The 21286-nt window shown below is 43.6% G+C and carries 17 protein-coding genes and 1 riboswitch; of the genes, 10 read left to right on the top strand and 7 right to left on the bottom strand.

What is annotated here, in order from left to right; all coding sequences use genetic code 11:
- Positions 1-419: 419 nt before the first annotated feature.
- The 4 genes from BLR84_RS17425 to BLR84_RS17410 form a co-directional block, all read right to left on the bottom strand.
- Entirely contained in the window at positions 420-2759 is a 2340-nt protein-coding gene (locus BLR84_RS17425; protein ID WP_090470678.1) for a hypothetical protein, read from the bottom strand.
- 242 nt (positions 2760-3001) lie between these two features.
- On the bottom strand, positions 3002-3541 hold the full coding sequence (locus tag BLR84_RS17420; protein WP_090470676.1) for a DinB family protein: 540 nt from the start codon (positions 3539-3541) through the stop codon (positions 3002-3004).
- A 195-nt stretch (positions 3542-3736) separates the two neighbouring features.
- Positions 3737-4465, bottom strand: a complete 729-nt coding sequence (locus BLR84_RS17415; RefSeq protein ID WP_090470674.1) for a (Fe-S)-binding protein — start codon at positions 4463-4465, stop codon at positions 3737-3739.
- A gap of 13 nt (positions 4466-4478) precedes the next feature.
- Positions 4479-5795 carry an MFS transporter gene (locus BLR84_RS17410; protein WP_090470672.1) on the bottom strand — a complete coding sequence of 439 codons (1317 nt, stop codon included), beginning with the start codon at positions 5793-5795 and terminating at the stop codon, positions 4479-4481.
- Positions 5796-6048: 253 nt separating this feature from the next.
- On the opposite strand from BLR84_RS17410, the gene BLR84_RS17405 reads away from it, so the two are divergent.
- Entirely contained in the window at positions 6049-6714 is a 666-nt protein-coding gene (locus BLR84_RS17405; protein WP_143013929.1) for a hypothetical protein, read from the top strand.
- 160 nt (positions 6715-6874) lie between these two features.
- Here BLR84_RS17405 and BLR84_RS17400 read toward each other — a convergent pair whose 3' ends face one another.
- Both BLR84_RS17400 and BLR84_RS17395 read right to left on the bottom strand, forming a co-directional pair.
- The gene (locus tag BLR84_RS17400; RefSeq protein WP_090470669.1) at positions 6875-9337 is read right to left on the bottom strand and encodes a glutaminase family protein; all 2463 of its coding nucleotides are present in this window, start codon (positions 9335-9337) and stop codon (positions 6875-6877) included.
- A 236-nt stretch (positions 9338-9573) separates the two neighbouring features.
- Positions 9574-10035: a DUF4268 domain-containing protein gene (locus tag BLR84_RS17395; RefSeq protein ID WP_090470667.1), complete on the bottom strand. Its 462-nt coding sequence runs from the start codon at positions 10033-10035 to the stop codon at positions 9574-9576.
- A gap of 53 nt (positions 10036-10088) precedes the next feature.
- Between BLR84_RS17395 and BLR84_RS30395 the strand changes: the two genes are divergently transcribed.
- The gene (locus tag BLR84_RS30395; protein ID WP_255366973.1) at positions 10089-10220 is read left to right on the top strand and encodes a hypothetical protein; all 132 of its coding nucleotides are present in this window, start codon (positions 10089-10091) and stop codon (positions 10218-10220) included.
- Between the two features lie 65 nt (positions 10221-10285).
- Here the strand turns inward: BLR84_RS30395 and BLR84_RS17390 are convergent, their stop codons facing one another.
- The gene (locus BLR84_RS17390) at positions 10286-10804 is read right to left on the bottom strand and encodes a DinB family protein (protein WP_090470665.1); all 519 of its coding nucleotides are present in this window, start codon (positions 10802-10804) and stop codon (positions 10286-10288) included.
- A 123-nt stretch (positions 10805-10927) separates the two neighbouring features.
- A riboswitch (TPP riboswitch) is annotated at positions 10928-11021 on the top strand.
- A 67-nt stretch (positions 11022-11088) separates the two neighbouring features.
- Between BLR84_RS17390 and thiS the strand changes: the two genes are divergently transcribed.
- The 8 genes from thiS (at position 11089) to BLR84_RS17350 (ending at position 21253) form a co-directional block, all read left to right on the top strand.
- Positions 11089-11292 (top strand): sulfur carrier protein ThiS, encoded by a 204-nt coding sequence (gene thiS / locus BLR84_RS17385; RefSeq protein WP_090470662.1) that lies wholly within the window; start codon positions 11089-11091, stop codon positions 11290-11292.
- Positions 11293-11398: 106 nt separating this feature from the next.
- Positions 11399-13282: a phosphomethylpyrimidine synthase ThiC gene (gene thiC / locus BLR84_RS17380; protein WP_090470661.1), complete on the top strand. Its 1884-nt coding sequence runs from the start codon at positions 11399-11401 to the stop codon at positions 13280-13282.
- A 103-nt stretch (positions 13283-13385) separates the two neighbouring features.
- Positions 13386-13994: a thiamine phosphate synthase gene (locus BLR84_RS17375; RefSeq protein ID WP_090470659.1), complete on the top strand. Its 609-nt coding sequence runs from the start codon at positions 13386-13388 to the stop codon at positions 13992-13994.
- Positions 13991-14635, top strand: a complete 645-nt coding sequence (locus BLR84_RS17370) for a thiamine phosphate synthase (RefSeq protein WP_090470658.1) — start codon at positions 13991-13993, stop codon at positions 14633-14635. The genes BLR84_RS17375 and BLR84_RS17370 overlap by 4 nt, the downstream gene beginning before the upstream one ends.
- On the top strand, positions 14636-15403 hold the full coding sequence (locus BLR84_RS17365) for a thiazole synthase (protein WP_090470656.1): 768 nt from the start codon (positions 14636-14638) through the stop codon (positions 15401-15403). It begins immediately after the preceding gene.
- On the top strand, positions 15396-16508 hold the full coding sequence (gene thiH / locus BLR84_RS17360; protein WP_090470654.1) for a 2-iminoacetate synthase ThiH: 1113 nt from the start codon (positions 15396-15398) through the stop codon (positions 16506-16508). The genes BLR84_RS17365 and thiH overlap by 8 nt, the downstream gene beginning before the upstream one ends.
- Before the next feature lie 19 nt (positions 16509-16527).
- Positions 16528-17583, top strand: coding sequence for a HesA/MoeB/ThiF family protein (moeB, locus tag BLR84_RS17355; protein WP_090470652.1), 1056 nt, complete (start codon positions 16528-16530; stop codon positions 17581-17583).
- 271 nt (positions 17584-17854) lie between these two features.
- The gene (locus BLR84_RS17350; protein ID WP_255366972.1) at positions 17855-21253 is read left to right on the top strand and encodes a DEAD/DEAH box helicase; all 3399 of its coding nucleotides are present in this window, start codon (positions 17855-17857) and stop codon (positions 21251-21253) included.
- The last annotated feature ends 33 nt before the right edge of the window (positions 21254-21286 follow it).

The following is a 21286-nucleotide window of genomic DNA, read 5'->3' as shown; positions in this document are numbered from 1 at the left end:
ATAAAATTACGTTTTCCGATCACCTACAAAGTGATCTTTATTTTTGTGGCGCTAAATTAAGATTTTATTTTGATTTAGATTTTCAAAATCCCGCTACCCTTTTCAAAAACTTTTTAAACCTTAAATTTTAACACTTTTTTAATCGAAAACGGCTTAAAAACGCCTGAAAATTGATTCAAAACCATCGGTTTTAACACTTTTTAACAAATTTTAACACGGTTTTGAAAAGTTTAAAAAGTATTAAATTATTGATTACCAATAAACTACATACAAAACGACCAATTTTTGGCTTCTTTTTGGTCTTAACTAAACGGCCCGCTACTCTGATAATAGAGCAGCGGGCCGTTATTTACATAAAGATACGAAATCCGGAGCAGACCGGCAAATTTCAGCTACCCCCGATTGCCTAAGGCCGAAAACTATCTGATCAATTCAAAGGTCTCAAAATAGATCTGAACAATTGGCAACTGACTGGAATCTGTAGCTGTTAATGTGCCTGCAGATACTCCCGCCCAGTAAAACCTAAAAGTTGGCATATATGATGGGTCAATATCCACCAGTACATCAGCGCCTACCCCGCCGGCATGTCTTCCTATCTCTGCAATGCGAGTTCCGGTAGTTTTAAGATCAATAGTTTGTGTAAATGTCCCGGTAGTGTATGATACCAGTTTCAATAAAGCATTAGTATCCGTTCCAGTGTAAGCTTTAATTACATTTACAATCAACCGGCACGGGTAGCCAAACGCGCTTCTGACGTTGGCTGAGTTACCCTGAGTAATGTCCTGATCTGTAAGCAGGATCCGTTTCAGGTCATGCGCCGGTGTATTTTCCCTGTATTGAATTTGCGGAAACAGGTCTTCAGTCAAAAACAATTGATAATTATTAGCATTAGCACCTATTTTATGCTGTCTGCCTTCTACCGATATTCTTCTTACATAAATAAATTTAAATACGTCACCAACTACCGGTACTTGTGAAAAATCACCAACTATGCCCACATTATTGGCATCATAGGCATAGACCCTTTTTACGATAAATCTTTTATTTGTACTGGTATAACCTATACTGCCGGGCAAAACCTGCCTGCCATTTGTAGCTGTAATCCAATGGGCATTAGTTACTAATACCAATGTATTATTAACCACCGTATCTACAGTCAGTATCGTGTTATTGGAATTGGCGATCAAAGCCGAGCGCCCGGGTAAACTGCAATTCCAAACATTGGTTCCTAACCTCACATGCTCTACACCTTTATTCTGTCCAAAAAAGGCCAATGCTGATGATGAACCAAATGATGTTGAAGCAAAGGTGCAATTATCGATATCCAGATAGCGTGGACTAATATTAAACTGCCCGGAAAATGTACAATTAAGCATCTGCAAAAAGTTCACCCCGCCACCATTTACCACATCAACAAACGAGGTGTTCTTAAATATCAATTGGTCAATAAGTTTATCCGGTTCACATGCTTTGGAAAACTGGCAAGTATCAAAAAGCAGGTTTTTACCTTGCCCCGGGTATACCGACCCACAATTTACATTATAAAACCTTGCGTTAATATATCCATAAACAGACAGTCTTGCAGTTCTAAGCGCCGCATTCGGGCTTACCCATCCATTAAATGGAACCAGGCTCAGATCCCTGATAACCAGGTCTTCTATTGTTTGAAAATTTGATCGTGTGCAACTGATAATACGCGGCGCACCTCCTACACCTCCACCAGGAAGATTATCCGGCCATCCAGCATCATATTCGTAATTCAAAGCACGATCAAATGTAATTATACCTGTTGCCGCATCAGCTGTAACCACTTTTACATAATCATAATATCTTGCATCGGGTGGAAACCCCGGAATATTCTCGTGTTCAAAGCCATATATCAATGCCCAGGTACCGGGCGTATAATTAGCCGCATCAGTTGCGGTAAGCGTAGTTACAGACTGGGCAGAAGAAGCAGATGTACTTACCGTTGATGCGATCAGGTCGCCATAAACATAGGGAGTAGCACTCCCGTTATAAAAAGTATTATCGAAGGTGTCAAAAACGGATGGCATGTTAAGCGCCTGTTGATTAAATGCATAACCATTAGGATCGGCAGCACCATGGGTACACATAATATTTGCTCCATTGCCAATCACCTCGACCGATCTTATACCGGCAAGCCAATTATTAAAATTGGTCATATAAGTGCCCGACTGAAGAACTATCTGCAATGATTTACCAACGAGCGATCTTCCGTAATTATTTATGTTTGTGAAGGCGTTAGTACTATCGGTACCATAAGTTGCCGGCGTATTGCTGGCTGTGGTTGAAGCAGCTACGGATAAAGTTACTTGTGTAGCCGAAGTGTAGGCCGTAATGGTTGCGGTTAATGTTAAAGCGGTAGCACCCACGCCAACTACATAAATTTTCTTACCAATGTCCTTCGCGGTAAAGTTGGCAGATGCCGACGTTAGTACAGCCGAACTTGCGGTCATATTTGCATCGTTAAGCACTTTAACATCAGCTTTCCCTCCCCAAAAGCGGATGTCGGCAAATTCAAATTGCCTTTCCCACCAGCCTGTTGCGTCGGCAGTACTGTAAACAATTATGCCCCCATCAGCACTTGGCCGGGGGCCGTATACCGCTATGGTTTTCCAGATAAAATTACCTCCTCCTCCATCTCCAACTACATTAAAACCGGAAGTTACCGAAACGGTGTCAACGGTCACTCCCGAGGTTGTTGTTAAATCCTGTACGGTGTTGTTTGATTGAATCATGATGATATTATAGATTTATGGTTTATATCATCAATAAACGTGCTTAACTATCAAAAGATTATACAGTAAATTATATTTAACATAAAAGTATATTTATCATAATTTAAAATACATATTGAAAAGCCAACGGGTATATTTGCTTTAAGAAAGCGTTTCCTGTCTCCTCAAGAGCTCGTGAAGGGAAGCTCCGGAGCTTTACATTATTTGGAGACCCGGTTGGGCAGAAACCATATCACCTGCTTTTAGGATCCGGCTTGCAGATACTTCTCTTTAATTAGGTTGATATGGTGCAACTCGTGCCCGGCAATATGATAGGCCAATGCCCTTACTGTGGCATCGTTGGCGGTACCGGTGCCATGCCCCATCCTGTCGAAAGCATTATTTGGCAGACCATTGAATAAAGCGATGGTTGCTCTCCGTACAGCCTCATATTCTTCAAAAATATTATCGAGCGACCGACTGTCGGCTTCGGAATAAACCGCGTAAGCATCCTGATCAAAACCAATAAGATTATTTTTTTCGTTACGAGCGAAACGCAGAGCGCGATAGGCGAAAATGCGCTCGTCGTCAATAATATGCACCAATGTTTCTTTAATGCTCCATTTACCGGGGGCATAGCGATGATATAAGACATCTTCGGGTAAGGAATAGACCAACTGCTTCACCATATCAAAATTATCCTGCAGGTGCTTTAATATCAGCCCATCGGTAGGTAGTAATTTCATGTACATGATAGCGTACGGTGGGTATTCTTCGGGTTGGGGTGGCTGTATTATTCTCATTAGATGTTTATATTTATATTTCCTCGGGCCTCGAAGAGCACACCACGCGTCATTGCGAGGCACGAAGCAATCTCTACTCAGGCAGGTCAATCGTGTAATTCTATTTGCTCTGTACAGTATAGAGATTGCTTCGTACCTCGCAATGACGTGATTTTTATATAACTCTACTCCCTAACCTCAATTCCCAAATCAAAATCAAACATTCCCCCAGCCCAATGTGAGTACATCGGCCAGGTGCATGGTTTTAATGGGGAGACCGTTTTTGTCGATATAGCTTTGCAAGTGCAGCAGGCAGGAGGCATCGGTGGAGATAATGTACTCCGCTCCTACGGCCAGGGCGTTGTCAACCTTTTGTTGGGCCATAGCGGTAGAGATACCATCAAATTTAACAGCAAAGGTGCCTCCAAAGCCGCAGCAGGTTTCGTTGTCTTTCAGGTCGAGCAGTTCCAGGCCCAATACTTTAGAGAGCAGTTGGCGGGGCTCGTCCTTGATCTTACACTCACGCAGTGCGGCGCAGCTGTCGTGGTAAACGGCTTTGCCGTCGAGCTCGGCGCCGAAATAATCGAACTGCAGAATGTTTACCAAGAAATCCGATAGTTCGTAGATATTGCCTTGTACTGCCCGGCATTTATTATGAACTGCGGTATTGGTGAACAGATCGTTATAATAGTTTTTCACCATACCCGTGCAAGATGCTGATGGCGTTACGATCACGCTATCGTCCGAAAAATCATTCAGAAATTTGCTGCCCACGGCTTTGGCTTCGTCCCAAAAACCGGCGTTAAAGGCAGGCTGACCGCAGCAGGTTTGGTTGGGGTTAAAGCTTACTTTACACCCTGCTTTTTCCAATACCTTTACGGTATTAAAAGCGGTATCCGGGAATAACTGATCAATAAAACAGGGTACAAATAACTCAATCTTCATCTCTTACACCAAATTACACGGCGCTAAGCTCCGCATTTTGCTTAACCTTTTTTTCTGCCGCTAACAAAGAAAACAATAATATTAAACCTATTATAAAAAAGATGGCCAGTACCAGTACTGAATTACGCGGACTGCCCGTCAGTTCTTCAAAAAAGCCGAAGCTGAACACCCCGCCTACTATCGCCAACTTTTCGGTAACGTCATAAAAACTGAAGAACGATGCAGTGTCGGTAATGTTTTCGGGTAAATATTTGGAATAGGTGGAGCGCGACATGGACTGGATGCCGCCCATCACCAAACCCACCACCGCTGCCACCACATAAAACTCTGTAGCTGTAGTGGTTAAATAAGCAGCGGCACATACACCTATCCAGATGATCACTACGGCGATCAATACCCTTACGTTGCCAAACCTACCAGATAACCTTGACATTAAGGTAGCTCCGCCAATAGCTACCAGCTGAATGATTAAAATGGTGGTAATCAACGCCGAAGTAGGCATATGCAGTTCTTTGGCCGCGAAACCTGTGGCTACCAGCATAATGGTTTGTACCCCCATGGAGTAAAAGAAAAACGCCGGAAGATATCTTTTGAGCAAAGGCATGGTCTTCACTTTTTTCCAAACTTTTCCAAGTTCTATAAAGCCGCCTTTAATGATGTTATGGTCGTGACTAACCGCATTGGGGCTCCCCTTGGGTAATACGATGAATGGAATAAGAGCGAACCCCATCCACCATAAGCCAACCAGTAAAAATGATAAACGGGCCGGGAATGTTTCATCAACAATACCAAACAACTCGGGTTTCATCACAAACACAAAACAAATGAGTTGGAGCAATACGCTGCCGATATAGCCGTAGGTAAAGCCTTTGGCGCTCACCTTGTCCTGCATGTCAACCGTAGCAATTTCGGGCAGGTATGAATTATAAAATACAAAGCCGCCGCTGTAGCCAATAGCAGCCAGTGCGAAGGCTATAATGCCCAGTTCAATATGATTCACGTCGAAAAAATAAAGCACGCAGCAAGCTAAGGCACCAATGGCCGTAAAAAACTGCATGAATATCTTTTTATTCCCCTTATAATCGGCAATGGACGACAGTATGGGTAATAGTAAAACAATGATCAGGTAGGCGGCTGACAAGGCATAATCAGAAAGCGCCGTGTTAACAAAGCTTTTGCCGAAGAAAGTCACCCTACCCCCATTGGCCTTTGTAATAGCCACATAATAAGCCGGAAAGATGGTGGAGGTGATGACCAGGTTGTAGGCAGAGTTGGCCCAATCAAAAAAGGCCCAGGCCCTGATGGTTTTCTTATTGTTTTTGGTTTCCATTGAACAATAAAAGTATACAAATTTTGCTATTTGCGAAAAAGGGGTCAAACATAGCGTATAAAAACACACCATGATTATCGGCGTGTGGAGTAATACTGGTTTAATTTTTGAGGGAAAAGGACATTTTAGTATTTTCAAGGTTGTGTGCAGCAATTGAAATACATCTTTTTTACAAATCAGTTGGTATGGAAACCAATGCTGACGATCCAGAGAAGTTAATAGGTGAATGGGATCGGCCAAAACTACTAATGCTATGAATGAAACTGGTAAAACAAGCACAATAACTACAGATATATCCCATCATACCGACGCGAAAGCCTTGCTTTTAAAAGCCAACAGCATTCATGGCGACAGTAAGCTCGACATGATCAAAACAATGCGTTATTCGGCGACTATCATGGGTGTAAAGGCGATATCCTATGTTGATATTCCCGACAACAGGATACGGATAGAACTTTGGGAAAACGGCAAAATGGTTTCTGTTGAACAGGAAGAAAATGGTGATGGATGGCAATGGCTTAACGGTAGAAAAGCCCCAATGCCGGCTGCGCGGATAGCGGAAATGAAAAGCACATTTTATTCGGGCCTGCTGGGATTACGCAAACCGGCCATCAACCAGATGCAGGTGCTGAATATGCAAAAGCTCAAGAACAACACCTACTCGGTTTTATGCAAATTGGATGGTAACGACTACATTTTTGCAATCAACGATAAAAACCAACTGGTAGCTGAGGCTAATAAAACATTCGGCCGGACGTCTATATCGGTGTTATCAGATCTGCGCCCGGTACAGGGTATCATGATCCCTTTTCACGAGGTGGTAACATCGGGTATAAAAAAACTGGTTATCCAGTACGATAGCTTCGAGATCAATCCTGCATTTAATGCAGATACCTGGGGTGTGCCTGCTGGGATGTAGGTAGGTAATTAAGATCAGAATCAAAAAGCGTCATTGCGAGGCACGAAGCAATCCCCGATAAGCAGGTCGGCCCTGTATAGCATAGAGATTGCTTCGTGCCTCGCAATGACGCGTGTATTTTTATTTATGGCCCCTCTTTCGGAGAGGATTTGGGTTGGGTTTATTTAGCGCTCCATTTTTGCTGTAATAGCTTGATATAGTATCCGCCTACCACACTGCGGGCCTGGAAACCTACCTGTTTGCCGTTGATAGTTTCGTGCCAGTCGCTCAGAGGTACGCGGGTTGGTGTTTCCATCGCATATTTATAAACCGGGTTAACCAACGCCTCAAAATCGGCCCTGTTTTTAGCCAAAGTAGCCGTCCAGATGATCCAGTCACTTTTGGTATAGGTTTTACGGCTATCCAGCGGTATGCCATATTGATTTTGTTTGGTCAGATAGAATTTTATCTCGCGGTCATAAACCGATTGTGGGAATAGGTTTAAACCAAGGATTTTATCCCAAACAATATTATATTTCTGACTCCAGGTGTCTTTTTTATCAAACACCAGCGAATAATGATCGCCGGCATCGGCCATTTTCATCCATTTGGCCACCATATCCTTAGCCATCGCACGGTATTTTGCAGCTACATCCTTTTGACCGAGTAACTCGGCTAAATGGGCATAACAGCCTACACCGACAATAGCCTTGGCCGATAAGTTAGCGTTACGCGCCAGGTGACCGGCAAAATCATCTGTACATAACTGGTTGGCGGGATCTAAACCTTCCTTGGCTAAGTAATTTGTCCAGGTGGTTAGTGTTTTCCAATGCTTTTTGGCATAAGCAGGGTTATTGCCATTGGCTCTTACTATAGCCGCGGTTAAGGCAAGCATATTGCCTGATTCTTCCACAGGCATCCCTTCACCATAGGTTTGACCATTAGCTAAAGGATAGGTACCCAGATCATGTGCGGCGAAATCATGGGCGAATTTACCTGTCTCGCTAAAATAGAAGATTCCATTCAGCATACCTTCCATCAGCTTAGGGTTGTAAAGCAAAAATAATGGCGCCGATGGATAAGTAACGTCAACGGTATTGATAGAACCATTACTAAAATTCTCTTTCGACAGGAATAAGATCTCCCCCTTCGGACTTTTCACCAGTGTATGAGCAGAAATAGCCTGCCTGTAAGCCAGCACACATAGTTTAGCATACGGCGTACCACCCGCATTCTGGGCGTCTCTATACATAGAAGTATTAAACGCGGCACATTTTTGCAGTATTGCGGGATATTCTGTAGCGGCTTTGGCCAATACCTGCTCTATAGTTTTAGTCTGCGCGTTTTGCCACCATGGTTTTAAATTAGTATGGAAGTATTGCACCGGAGTAATATCGTCATAACCCAGCTCTATAAATTTAGCCACGGCAGTTTTGCCCACTTTTCCAAAAGGGATCACCGTATTTAAAACCAGGTTACTCCCCTCCTTTGTGGTTGATTTACTATCGCCACTAAAAAATGAATCGACAGATTGCTTGCCGGTGCTTACATATTGTTGTGCATTGGCTGTTTTTGGTACAGCTACATACATATACCCCCAGTCGATGCGCAGGTCGTCACCTTTCTTTTGCAGTATAGGCTGTTCAATAGTACCAGCTTTTAAAACAGACAGCGTACCTGATGTATATTGCTGTGTGGTTACCGGTTGCTGCGGTGTATTACGTGCGATATCTGCCGATGCACCTAAATAAACCTTCACATCATGCGATGCGCCATCATTTGATTTTACCTTATAACTGATATAAGATACCGGGCGCGATAAAATGCTCAGATCACTCATCAACAATGGCGAAGTGAAGGTAAGCTGCAGATCGGCTTTACCGCATGTAAAGTTGTAAATGGTTTGGGTAGCATTTAAAGTTACGCTGGTTTGTTTTGCCAGTTCAAGGGCGGCATGACCGATTGGTTTTAGTTCATCGGCTAAACCAGCATCAAGCCAGGCACCGCCGCCGGTATTGGTACAATGTAAGGCCAGCACATTTTCACCTTTTTTCAGCGAGCTTACAGCATCATTAGAAAGTGGGAAATATTGCAGATCGCCATTGGCACCGCCTTGTTCGCTTACTTTTTTACCATTAATGTAAACCTCGGCTTCATCGTCATGGTGCAGCCTTAACCAAAGCTTATTAAAGCTAAGATCGTTCAAGGTAAAAGTACGACGCACCCAGATATCCCGGCCCGTCCATAAGGTCTTGGCGGCTTGTTTATCGCTGCTGAAAGGAGCTATTCCTGTTTTCCAGCTACCGTCATCAAATTTGGCAGATGCCCAGTCTTTTGAAGGCTCCGTCTCTGTAAATTTACAGGTATAAGGTTTTTCATCAGCAGGGGCCAATATGGTTTTATACTCCACTGGTTCCTTACCCATAAAACAGTAAACAGTGCCATCCACTTTAATGAGGCCCAGCAGCGATTGATCTTTACCGGTCCAGTGATGCGTGGTAGATTCATTCAGGCTATCGGTAAACGACCAGATACTGAAATAAGGATTGTGGGTAATAAGGGGGTAAGCAGGCGCTTTGGTAGCCTGTGCCCTGGCCAAAAAGCCTGCTAACATTAGGCAAACAACTAATGGGAACCTTTTCATGTTTTTATAAATGGTTTATACAATATGAAATTATAGAGCCGTAAATATTTGCATTTTTCGGCTTAAAACAGGTACCTCTCTACAAAAAGCGTTAAATTGACGATTAATTGAGACGATATGTAGAATTAGATGTGCAGATGAGATTTGATGTGCGGATATGCAAATGTGCGGATGTGCAGATTAAGAAAACAAATCATTAATCAATTACCTTCATTTGCACATTCGCACATCTGATTTTACTTAAACACCTCAAAACTATACTGAGCTACACTCCAGAATTCATCAAGGGCTATGATACGGGGTTTAAAAAAGGAGATTAGTGCAGGCCAATCGTTACGATTAAAGATACTTGCAGACGGCAGCGTTTTGATGATGCGGCTTATCAGTTTATTGCTTTCGTCGCGGGTATGGAGCTCCCAGTCCCATTCCTCATTAAGATTGGTATCTAATACGGCTTTCAGCTCCTTGAATTGCTCAAACATTAGTTCCTGCATACCAGCGTCCGGATGGGATATTTCAATAGCAATGTAGGCCTGTCGATTACCGGTTTGCATTTTAAAGCTCAGGTGTTTAATGCCGGTTTTATAATTGATCCAGTTAATTCTTAAACCATCGGTCGATAATTGTGGTGCTATATATTGCCCAAATGCGGTCCAAAAACCTTGTCTTATTTGTGATGCCTCGTCTTTTGAGTACAATGTGCTGCTAATTTTATTTTACTGAGCCTGTAAAATTATAGAAAATATTGGCAATGGGTATCTCAAGTTTAAAGGATAAGCCTGAAGTAGCAACACAGCTGGATAAGAATAAAGATTATAATTTTAATAATATCGGGATGATCGTTCATGCTTACAATGGAAATTTGCCTGTTACTACGATATAGGTTTTATCAAAAACAATCAAAAAAGCAGCCCGGTTGAAGCTGCTTTTTTGATTTATAGGGTCAGCTTAATACCTGTCCCAAAATGCAGGTGGCTCAATACCTAATGTACGCAGGTAAACGTAGGCTTGCGCGCGGTGATGGATCTCGTTATCAATAGCATAAAGTATAGTGCCAATATTTTGATTTTCATAAGCTCCAAAGGCCAGTTCTACTTCTAAAAAACGCTCTACTGAAATTTGGGGCCAGTATTCATTAATTTGCGCTGTGATCTCATCCCATTGCTTCAAAATTTCGGCTTTCGGTTGTGTCGGTATATTGCCTGAAGAATGATCAAGCAGGGCATTCCACTTCCCGGTGATGATACCATCAATACCATAATGAGCTATATCCATAATTTCAATAACCATCACACCAAATGAACGCATCCCTCCTACAGAATAATTGAATAATTTATCTTCGGGAAAGGCCTCAATAACTTTCCGGGTTAATTTGCGATGGCCTTGCCAGTGGTTTAATAAAGCTTCTGGTGAAATAAGCTGAGCGGTTGAATTGTTTACTTGTTGTTGAATTGCATTTGTTTCCATGGTTCCTTTTGTTTTGATAGAACAAAGAAACCAACGGCCAGTGACAACCTTATGTCAGCAGTATCAAAAGAAATTTAAAAAAAATAAATATCTCTTTGAATTATCTATTTTTTTATAAGTTTACCGCAACTTTAGGGGTGTCCTTTAATGGACTGAGATAATACCCTTTGAACCTGATGCAGTTAGTACTGCCGAAGGGAAAAGTGACGATAACCCTGTAAGGTTATTTTTTCTTTCCTCCATGTAAACGGGGCCATTCCTAAAGTCGAAATTTTAGATGAAGAATGGAAATCACCGTAAATCAACAAACTTACCAGGTTACCGATGTATGCAATGTGCAGCAAATGCTGACTATTGTATTCGACGCTTTGCCAAAAGGCATTGCCGTAGCCATCAACCAGGCCATTATTCCACGGGCCAAGTGGACTGATCACAACATCAGCCCCAACGATCAAATAGTCATTATCAAAGCAACTCAGGGGGGGTAAAAGCAGATATGCAAATGTGCGGGTGTGCAAATGAAACGATCATTGAAATTCCCCAATGATAAAAATCACTAATTCACTAAATCAATAATTCAATAATTGTATAAGGATGAAGCAAGAAAAAATTCCAACCGATCAGGTATTAACTACCGATCCGTTCCCGGGCTCCAGAAAAGTTTTTGTAAAAGGCCAACTGCATGACATCCAGGTAGCCATGCGCGAGATCAGTTTAAGCGATACCAAATTGCATGGCCGCTTTGGCGAAACAGAGCCCAACGCCCCGGTTACCGTTTATGATACCAGCGGCCCCTATACCGATGTCGATGCAGTTATCGATGTGAAAAAAGGGTTGCCACGTTTGCGTGAGCAATGGATCATGAACCGGGGCGATGTAGAGCAGTTAGACGGCATATCCTCTCAATATGGACAGCAGCGTTTAAATGACAACAGCCTGGATGAGCTGCGCTTTGCTTATGTAAGCAAACCTTTGCGGGCAAAACCGGGCATGAACGTATCACAAATGCACTACGCCAGGAAAGGCATCATCACCCCCGAAATGGAATATATAGCCATTCGCGAAAATCAGCGTATCGATCTGTTAAAAGAACAGTTGAACGGACAATATGAGGTCATGAGCCATCAGCACCAGGGCCATAGCTTTGGGGCAAATACGCCAAAAGGCTATATTACACCCGAATTTGTACGCTCGGAAGTTGCCGCAGGGCGTGCGGTGATCCCTTCTAATATTAACCACCCCGAAATTGAACCGATGATCATTGGTCGTAATTTCCTGGTGAAGATCAATGCCAACATAGGTAACTCGGCCGTTACTTCCAGCATCGAAGAGGAAGTAGAAAAGGCGGTTTGGGCCTGCCGTTGGGGGGCAGATACCATCATGGATCTTTCGACCGGAAAAAACATCCACGAAACACGCGAATGGATCATCCGTAATTCGCCCGTGCCTATTGGTACAGTTCCCATTTACCAGGCCCTGGAAAAAGTAAACGGAAAAGCGGAGGACCTCACCTGGGAGCTGTTCCGGGATACGTTGATTGAACAGGCAGAACAGGGTGTAGATTACTTTACCATTCATGCCGGTGTACTGTTGCGCTACGTGCCACTCACAGCTAAACGCATCACCGGTATTGTATCCCGGGGTGGCTCTATCATGGCTAAATGGTGCCTGGCCCATCATAAAGAAAACTTCCTGTACACCCATTTTGAAGAGATCTGCGAGATCATGAAAGCTTATGATGTGGCTTTCTCCTTAGGCGATGGCTTAAGACCTGGCTGTATTGCCGATGCCAATGACGCCGCGCAATTCGGCGAACTGGAAACCCTGGGCGAACTCACAAAAATTGCCTGGAAACATGATGTACAAACCATTATAGAGGGGCCTGGCCATATACCTATGCACATGATCAAGGAAAACATGGATAAGCAACTGGCGCATTGTGGTGAGGCCCCTTTTTATACCTTAGGTCCGCTGACTACAGATATTGCCCCCGGTTACGACCACATTACCTCGGCCATTGGCGCTGCCATGATCGGTTGGTTTGGCACCGCTATGTTGTGCTATGTTACGCCTAAAGAGCATTTGGGTTTGCCCAATAAGAAAGATGTAAAAGACGGGGTGATCACCTATAAAATAGCGGCCCACGCGGCAGATCTGGCTAAAGGCCACCCCGGTGCGCAATACCGGGATAATGCCTTAAGTAAAGCTCGTTTCGAATTCAGGTGGGAAGATCAATTTAATCTTTCGCTCGATCCTGATACCGCACGCGAATTTCATGACGAAACCCTGCCTGCCGATGGTGCTAAGATCGCCCATTTCTGCTCGATGTGCGGCCCTAACTTCTGTTCGATGAAAATTACGCAGGATGTAAGAGAGTATGCCAAAGAAAATGGTGTAGATGAGGCTGCTGCATTGGCAAAAGGCATGGAGGAAAAATCAAAGGAGTTTACGGAGAAAGGAAGCGAGATATACCTGTAGACCCCACCCAACCCTCCCCGGAAGGGAGGGCTTTAGGAGTCAATGAGGTTAATTAAATAGTAAATCAAAAGTCTCCCCTTCCGGGGAGATTTAGAGGGGGTATATGCAACTAATAGTTATTTCACGTCCCGATCAGGTAACCGATGAGGCCACGATAATCAACCAATTGTTTGAGGCCGGTTTAACGCGTTTTCATTTGCGGAAACCTGATTGGGATGAAAAGCGACTGATTGATCTGTTACGACAGATCGATCAGATTTTTCATCCGTATATCGCATTACATCAGCATCATCGCATCGCTCTGGATTTTGATATCAAAAGGCTGCATTATACGGAAAAACATAGATTGGCTACTGAACAGGATAAGTTGATCCTTCAGAAAAAAGAAGGATATGTGTTGAGTACATCAATTCATGATATAACTGACTTGAGCTCATTAAAGCCATTTGATTATACCCTTTTCGGGCCTGTATTTAACAGCATATCCAAACCGGGTTATCAAAGTAAACTGACAAAAGATTTTCGAATAAATCGAGATGACATTCAACCAAAGATTATCGCCCTAGGCGGCGTGGAACGCTCGAATCTGGATAAACTAAAACACATGTGTTTTGATGGGGCAGCTGTTTTGGGCACAATATGGAACGATCCCGTGCAAGCTGTTGCCATCTTTAGAAAATTACAGGAACATCTTTTAATAAACCAAACATGATTGATAAACTTCATTATATATCGCAGCAACCAACAAACGAAACGCACATCACCGCTATAAAAGCCGCATTGCTTGCCGGTTGTAAGTGGATCCAGCTCCGGGTAAAGGATCAGCCCGAAAACGTGATCATTGAATATGCATTGGAGGCGCGGGCCTTATGCGAAGAATTTGATGCGAAACTCATCGTAAATGATCATCCGGAAATCGCGCTAAAAGCCGGAGCTTATGGCTTACACCTCGGCTTACAGGATATACCCATTGCCCAGGCACGGCAAATAGTAGGTAACCAAATGATCATCGGCGGAACAGCCAATACATTTGAGCACATTGAACAAAGAGTTGCCGAAGGCGCTGATTATATTGGATTGGGGCCCTATCGGTTTACCAAAACCAAACAAAAGCTAAGTCCGATTTTAGGATTGGAAGGCTACCGGGAAATTTTAGAGCGGGTGAGATCAGGCGGTATCAATATTCCCATTATAGCCATTGGTGGAATTGAACCGAATGATATCCCGGCTATCATGCAAACTGGTGTACATGGTGTGGCCATTTCAGGAGCAATTACACATGCTGCCGATGCGGCACAAACTACCCAACATATCTACCGGCAGTTACACATGAACGTTTTAAAAGAAGTATAAATGTTAAAAATAGCCGATAAAACTTTCAGTTCCCGTCTGTTTACGGGAACAGGGAAATTTAGCTCATCTGCATTAATGGAAGAAGCTTTGGTGGCTTCGGGTTCCGAACTGGTAACGGTAGCCCTAAAGCGCGTTGATGTCAAAAACAATGAACAGGACGATCTGCTGATCCGTTTGAAATACCCGCATATTAACCTGTTGCCCAATACTTCGGGTGTACGCAATGCCAAAGAAGCTATTTTCGCGGCGCAACTGGCGCGCGAGGCTTTGGAAACTAATTGGATAAAACTGGAGATCCATCCCGATCCCAAATACCTGATGCCGGACCCTATCGAAACCCTCAAAGCCACTGAAGAACTGGCCAAAATGGGTTTTGTGGTGCTTCCCTATATCCATGCCGACCCAGTTTTGTGCAAACGCCTGGAAGATGCGGGTACAGCCGCCGTGATGCCCCTTGGTTCACCGATTGGCAGTAATAAAGGTTTAAAAACCATTGATTTTTTAGAGATCATCATAGCACAAAGCAATGTGCCTGTTATTATTGATGCCGGGATAGGTTCACCATCTGATGCTGCATGGGCGCTTGAAATTGGCGCGGATGCCGTATTGGTCAACACCGCTATAGCCGTTTCCGGTGATCCTGTACGGATGGCCGCAGCTTTTAAAATTGCGGTAGAGGCCGGCCGGATGGCTTTTGAAGCCAAACTGGCCTCCCCTGTTTCACACGCCGTTGCCAGCAGTCCTTTAACCTCTTTTTTAGATGCATAGCTTTAACGATATTTTCGAAACCTATAACTGGGATGAGGTAAAAGCCAGCATCTACGCCAAAACCGGTGCCGATGTGGAAAAGGCTTTGTCGGCCACCAAACGTACACTAGAGGATTTTAAAGCACTGGTTTCACCGGCTGCTTCCCCTTACCTGGAGCAAATGGCGCAGCTTAGTCAGCAGCTTACCCTTAAACGCTTCGGCAAGGTGATCCAGATGTATGTGCCGCTTTACCTATCCAACGAATGCAGTAATATTTGCACCTATTGCGGCTTTAGCTATGATAATAAGGTAAGGCGCAAAACGCTGTCGCCCATGGAAATTATGCAGGAGGTTGCAGTGATCAAGGATATGGGATATGAGCACGTACTTTTAGTAACCGGCGAGGACAACGTTACGGTTCATGTAGATTACTTTAAAAAAGTACTGGAGCTTATCCGGCCACATTTTGCACATATCTCAATGGAGGTACAGCCTATGGATCTGGAAGATTATGAGCAATTGACACCCTACGGTTTAAACACGGTATTGGTTTACCAGGAAACCTACCATCGCGAAGATTATAAGAAACATCATCCCAAAGGAAAAAAATCCAATTTCAAATACCGCCTGGAAACCCCCGACAGGCTTGGGCAGGCAGGCATCCATAAAATGGGTTTAGGAGTGTTGATTGGTTTAGAGGACTGGCGTACCGATTGTTTTTTTACCGCCCTGCACTTAAATTACCTCGAAAAAAAATACTGGCAAAGCAAATACAGTCTGTCGTTTCCCCGATTGCGCCCCTTTAGCGGTGGCCTGGAACCTAAGGTAGAAATGAACGACCGTGAGCTGGTTCAGTTGATCTGTGCCTACCGTTTGTTTAATGAAGAAGTGGAATTGTCGATCTCCACCCGCGAATCACCTCATTTCAGAAATAATATCATCAAACTGGGCATTACCTCCATCAGCGCGGGTTCAAAAACCAATCCAGGCGGCTACGCGGTTGAACCGGAATCATTGGAGCAGTTTGAGATCTCAGACGAACGGAGTCCAGCCGAAATTGCCAAAGTGATCACACAGCAGGGCTACGAACCGGTGTGGAAGGATTGGGATAATTGTTTAGCATAGAAGTTCAAAACTTAAAAAAATGTTGGAACGTGAAGAACTGAAATTATATAACCGCCAGATCATATTACCTGAGTTAGGTATAACTGGTCAAGAGAAATTAAAAGCAGCCAGGGTGCTGATGATTGGTGCAGGCGGCTTAGGTTGCCCGGTTTTACAATACCTGGTGGCTGCAGGTGTTGGCCATATAGGCATTGTTGATGATGATGTGGTAGATATCAGCAACCTACACCGACAGATCTTATACTCCATTGCCGATGTTGGGAAATCCAAAGCCGAAACGGCTAAACAAAAGCTGGAATGGTTAAACTCTTTCGTAGAACTAACAGCTTACGAGGAACGGCTAAGTATCGATAACACAGTAAAACTGATCAGCGGATATGATATAGTCGTTGATGGTTCTGATAATTTTACTACACGTTACCTAGTGAATGATACTTGTGTGGCTTTAAACAAGCCTTCGGTATTTGGTTCTATTTTTAAGTTTGAAGGACAAGTATCCGTGTTCAATTACCAGGAGGGGCCAAATTACCGGGATATATTTCCAGAGCCCCCTGCCGAAAACGAAGTGCCCAATTGTTCCGAAACAGGCGTTATCGGTGTGCTTCCGGGTATCATCGGTACTTACATGGCCAACGAAGCCATCAAGATCATTTGCGGCATAGGCGAAACACTCTCTGGTAAACTATTCAGCATGAACGCGTTGGATAACAGCATGAGCATATATAAAATAGCCAAACAAAAACAGGCAATTTTAGCACCTGCAACTGCGAACCACACGATATCAGTCGATCGTGAGATTAGCATGGAAACCCTAACCAATTGGCTGGCAGAATCCCCTGATGAGATTTATCTTGTTGATGTACGCGAAACCTATGAGTTTGATGACTACAATATAGGCGGCGTAAACATTCCCCTATACGAATTACAGGAATCCATAAATATACTACCCATCGATAAAAAACTGGTATTCGTTTGCCAAAGCGGCCAAAGAAGCAAAATAGCCCTGCAATGGACACAGCCATATCTTAAAAATGAAAAATACAGCTTGAAAAATGGGATTAGGGATAACTCCTGAACAGGCGGGACATTTTGTTACAAACTGGGTTTACATGGTTTACACATTTTATGGTCAACATAAATATAATAAATTATTAATCAATAAGTTAAGTTAATTACACCATCATATAGTGGGTTTACATGTAAATCCACCCGGGGCTAAGTATTTCATGTGATTAAATAAGTTTGTCATTTTCCTTAGTGTCATTTGCACATCTGCATATCCGCACATCTGCACATCTATTTTTTTATCCTAAATTCGCTCTCATTATTTCATACAGGGCAAAACATTGAGCGATACAGAAACACAGGACGGGAACCATCATTTTATTTTCAGAGGCACTAACCTGGAATCGATGACCAGCAGGGATATTGCTCAACATAACCCGGCCAGTTTCTATACCGAGGATGATACAGGCCAATACCTTTCACCTATCAGTTTAGCGGTTAACGAAGGTGTATTTCATCAACCTAAAAATGCCGCCTTCCCTACCGTAACTGTATCACAGGATGCTGAACAATTATTGCTCACTTGTGCTTGTCCCGGCGAGCCGGGCAAGTTATGTGAGCATGAAGCGCTGGTATTACAAACCATTCTGCGGAAGGATGAGTTTGCCGTTTTTTTTAATACGCGCCTGCGCCATCAAAAACTAAAAAATGCCGCCATACCTTATGGTTTGGAAAACGAGCCTGACCCAGATCAATTTTTCCGGATCGAATTGCTCTTTAATAAACTGGTGATCAGCCCGCACTCACCCGATCTTTTCCCGGTAACCAAAGAAAGTCTGAACACCCTGCGTACGATGATATCTTCCGGCCCGGAACAAGCACCGGTTTCCTCTCCAACCGATAATGAACAAACATACTTTGTGGTCATTCGTGAACATAAATACTATAAATATTTGCATGTCGAACTATTTACCTCGGGCCTGACCAAAGAAGGGAAACTCAAAAACCCGCTGAACCGACTGGAGCCTATGGACCTGGTCTGGAAAACTACCGATCACGAGGAATTGAAGTTCTATACCGGCATCAGCAAGTTCCAAAATAACCTTACCGGCAAAAGGACAGAAACGGATCTGGCGGCTTTGCGGGCTATTGTCAAAAACCCAATGGGTTATCCTTTTTATTATCAGGATACAGAAAAGGGTGAAAAAGTAAGCGCTTCTTCACTGATACCGGTCAACGTAGCCCAACTCCCGCAGGGGGTGCAATTACGTGTAAAACCCGACGGATCTTTTTTTGAACTGTCACTTGATATCAATATAAATGGCGAACGCCACACGCTGAAAGACCAGCGTATTATGTTCAGTTATTTTTTACTAAATGGCGGTACCTTATACCTGGCCGATAATCTGCAGGCTCTGAATGTGATGAGTTTCCTGAAACAAAGGCCAGGCAATCTCCTGGTTCATCAATCCCAATATCCTTTGATCAAAAGCCAGTGGCTCGGTAAACTGGAGGATACTATTGATGTAAAATATCAGCATATCCAGACTGCCACACCTAAGCAGTTGGAGCAGTTGGGCTTTAACCAGGATCCTGAAAAGATCATCTACCTGTCGGATTTTGGGAACCATGTGATGCTGATCCCGGTAATGCGGTACGGGGAAGCCGAAATACAGGTGCGTACCAAAAGAAATATCTATGCTACCGATGCCAAAGGGAAAGAGTTCCTGGTACAGCGTAATGAACCTGCAGAAAAGGCCTTTATAGCCAGCCTGATCAGGCAGCATCCTTATTTTGAGGAACAGGCTGATGATGACCTGTACTATTTTTATCTGCACAAAAAGCATTTCCTGAATGAGGATTGGTTTCTGGATGTTTTTGAACAATGGCGTAATCAACAGATCACCGTATTGGGCTTTAATGAGATAGAAGGCAACCGCCTTAGTCCTTACAAAATCAGTATCGATATTAAAGTGCTGAGCGGCATGAACTGGTTCAATACCATTATACAGGCCAAGTATGGTCAAAAAAAGGCGAGCTTAAAATCCCTGCATAAAGCCATCCGCAACAAAAGTAAATTTGTACAGCTTGATGATGGCACACTGGGCATCCTCCCTGCAGAATGGATATCTAAATTTGAAAGTTATTTTAATGCTGGTGAGGTAGCTACTGATGATACTTTACATACGCCTAACATAAATTTTACTGCCATTGAAGAGCTTTATGATGCCGAAGTTTTAGCCGAGGAAGTTAAACAGGATCTGAGAAGCTACCGTGAGAAGTTTACCAACTTTGAAACCATTACTCCTGTTAATGTACCGGATGAGCTATTGGGTACCCTTCGCCCCTATCAACATCAGGGATTAAACTGGCTTAATTTCCTGGACGATTTTAATTTTGGTGGTTGCCTGGCCGACGACATGGGGCTCGGAAAATCTATACAGGTGATCGCCTTTATCCTGTCGCAACGTAAAAAAGTTGGTCAGAACACCAACCTGATCGTTGTACCTACTTCTTTGATCTTTAACTGGCGGCAGGAAATACAGAAATTCGCCCCTTCCATCCGCTTGCATACCCTTTATGGCGCCGACCGGGTAAAAGAGATCCATGATTTTGACCGGTACGAAGTTATTCTCACGAGCTATGGAAACATGCTTTCCGACGTTCGTTTCCTGAAGGACTATCATTTCAATTATATCTTTCTCGATGAATCTCAGAATATTAAAAATCCATCATTGCAAAGGTATAAGGCTGCACGTTTATTAAAATCGCGCAACAAAATTGTAGTAACCGGCACCCCCATCGAAAACAATACTTTTGATCTTTATGGTCAGCTTTCCTTTGCCTGTCCCGGTTTATTGGGTGGTAAACAATATTTTAAGGATATCTACTCCACGCCTATCGATCAGTTCAAGAGCAGTATCCGTGCTGCCGAATTACAGAAAAAGATAAAACCCTTTATTCTGCGAAGAACCAAGGAGCAGGTAGCGGGCGATCTGCCGGAGAAAACAGAAATGGTGCTGCATTGTGAAATGGGGGCCGAACAAAAACGGATCTATGATGCTTACGAAAAGGAGTTCAGGGAATATATTTCGGCTATCAACAATGAAGAGCTGAAGAAAAGCCCAATGAATGTATTAAAGGGTCTTACCAAACTCCGCCAGATCTGTGATTCGCCCGTTTTATTGAGCGGCGACAGGTTGCCCGGCAAGGAGTCGGCCAAGATTGATACGCTGATCGAACAGATAGAAAGTAAATCCCCGGAGCATAAAATACTGGTATTCTCGCAATTCACCGGCATGCTTGATCTGGTGAGTAAAGAATTGCTTAGCCGAAAGATCTCCTTTGTTCAATTAACCGGCAAAACCCGCAATCGCGAAGCTGTAGTACAATCCTTTCAACAGGATCATGGCTGCCGGGTATTCCTCATCAGCCTGAAAGCGGGCGGCACAGGCCTTAACCTCACAGAAGCCGATTACATCTACCTGATCGATCCCTGGTGGAACCCGGCTGTCGAGAACCAGGCTATTGACCGTGCGCACCGCATCGGCCAAAACAAAAGAGTTGTGGCCATTAGACTCATTTGCCCCGGCACAGTAGAAGAAAAGATCATGCAGATACAGGAAAACAAAAGGGACCTGGTTCATGATCTGGTTAAAACAGATACCAACATCCTCAAAGCCTTGTCCCGGCAGGATCTGTTGGATCTGCTGACACCTTTGCATGTTTTATCTGATTAGGTTACAGTACAAGGGAGCCTTTTCATTTTCAGG

Source organism: Mucilaginibacter sp. OK268 (assembly GCF_900103125.1).
Lineage (GTDB): Bacteria > Bacteroidota > Bacteroidia > Sphingobacteriales > Sphingobacteriaceae > Mucilaginibacter.
Note: the sequence above shows the minus strand (reverse complement) of the source record. Positions and strands in the feature narration are given on the sequence as shown.

What these genes read in the sequence shown, in the direction of transcription:
- BLR84_RS17410 (WP_090470672.1), bottom strand. Translation starts at nt 5,795, where the DNA reads ATGGAAACCAAAAACAATAAGAAAACCATCAGGGCCTGGGCCTTTTTT.
- BLR84_RS17370 (WP_090470658.1), top strand. Translation starts at nt 13,991, where the DNA reads ATGATTGATAAACTTCATTATATATCGCAGCAACCAACAAACGAAACG.
- moeB (WP_090470652.1), top strand. Translation starts at nt 16,528, where the DNA reads ATGTTGGAACGTGAAGAACTGAAATTATATAACCGCCAGATCATATTA.
- BLR84_RS17400 (WP_090470669.1), bottom strand. Translation starts at nt 9,337, where the DNA reads ATGAAAAGGTTCCCATTAGTTGTTTGCCTAATGTTAGCAGGCTTTTTG.
- BLR84_RS17405 (WP_143013929.1), top strand. Translation starts at nt 6,049, where the DNA reads ATGAATGAAACTGGTAAAACAAGCACAATAACTACAGATATATCCCAT.
- BLR84_RS17365 (WP_090470656.1), top strand. Translation starts at nt 14,636, where the DNA reads ATGTTAAAAATAGCCGATAAAACTTTCAGTTCCCGTCTGTTTACGGGA.
- BLR84_RS17420 (WP_090470676.1), bottom strand. Translation starts at nt 3,541, where the DNA reads ATGAGAATAATACAGCCACCCCAACCCGAAGAATACCCACCGTACGCT.
- BLR84_RS17375 (WP_090470659.1), top strand. Translation starts at nt 13,386, where the DNA reads ATGCAACTAATAGTTATTTCACGTCCCGATCAGGTAACCGATGAGGCC.
- BLR84_RS17425 (WP_090470678.1), bottom strand. Translation starts at nt 2,759, where the DNA reads ATGATTCAATCAAACAACACCGTACAGGATTTAACAACAACCTCGGGA.
- thiC (WP_090470661.1), top strand. Translation starts at nt 11,399, where the DNA reads ATGAAGCAAGAAAAAATTCCAACCGATCAGGTATTAACTACCGATCCG.
- BLR84_RS30395 (WP_255366973.1), top strand. Translation starts at nt 10,089, where the DNA reads ATGGGTATCTCAAGTTTAAAGGATAAGCCTGAAGTAGCAACACAGCTG.
- BLR84_RS17415 (WP_090470674.1), bottom strand. Translation starts at nt 4,465, where the DNA reads ATGAAGATTGAGTTATTTGTACCCTGTTTTATTGATCAGTTATTCCCG.
- BLR84_RS17390 (WP_090470665.1), bottom strand. Translation starts at nt 10,804, where the DNA reads ATGGAAACAAATGCAATTCAACAACAAGTAAACAATTCAACCGCTCAG.
- thiH (WP_090470654.1), top strand. Translation starts at nt 15,396, where the DNA reads ATGCATAGCTTTAACGATATTTTCGAAACCTATAACTGGGATGAGGTA.
- thiS (WP_090470662.1), top strand. Translation starts at nt 11,089, where the DNA reads ATGGAAATCACCGTAAATCAACAAACTTACCAGGTTACCGATGTATGC.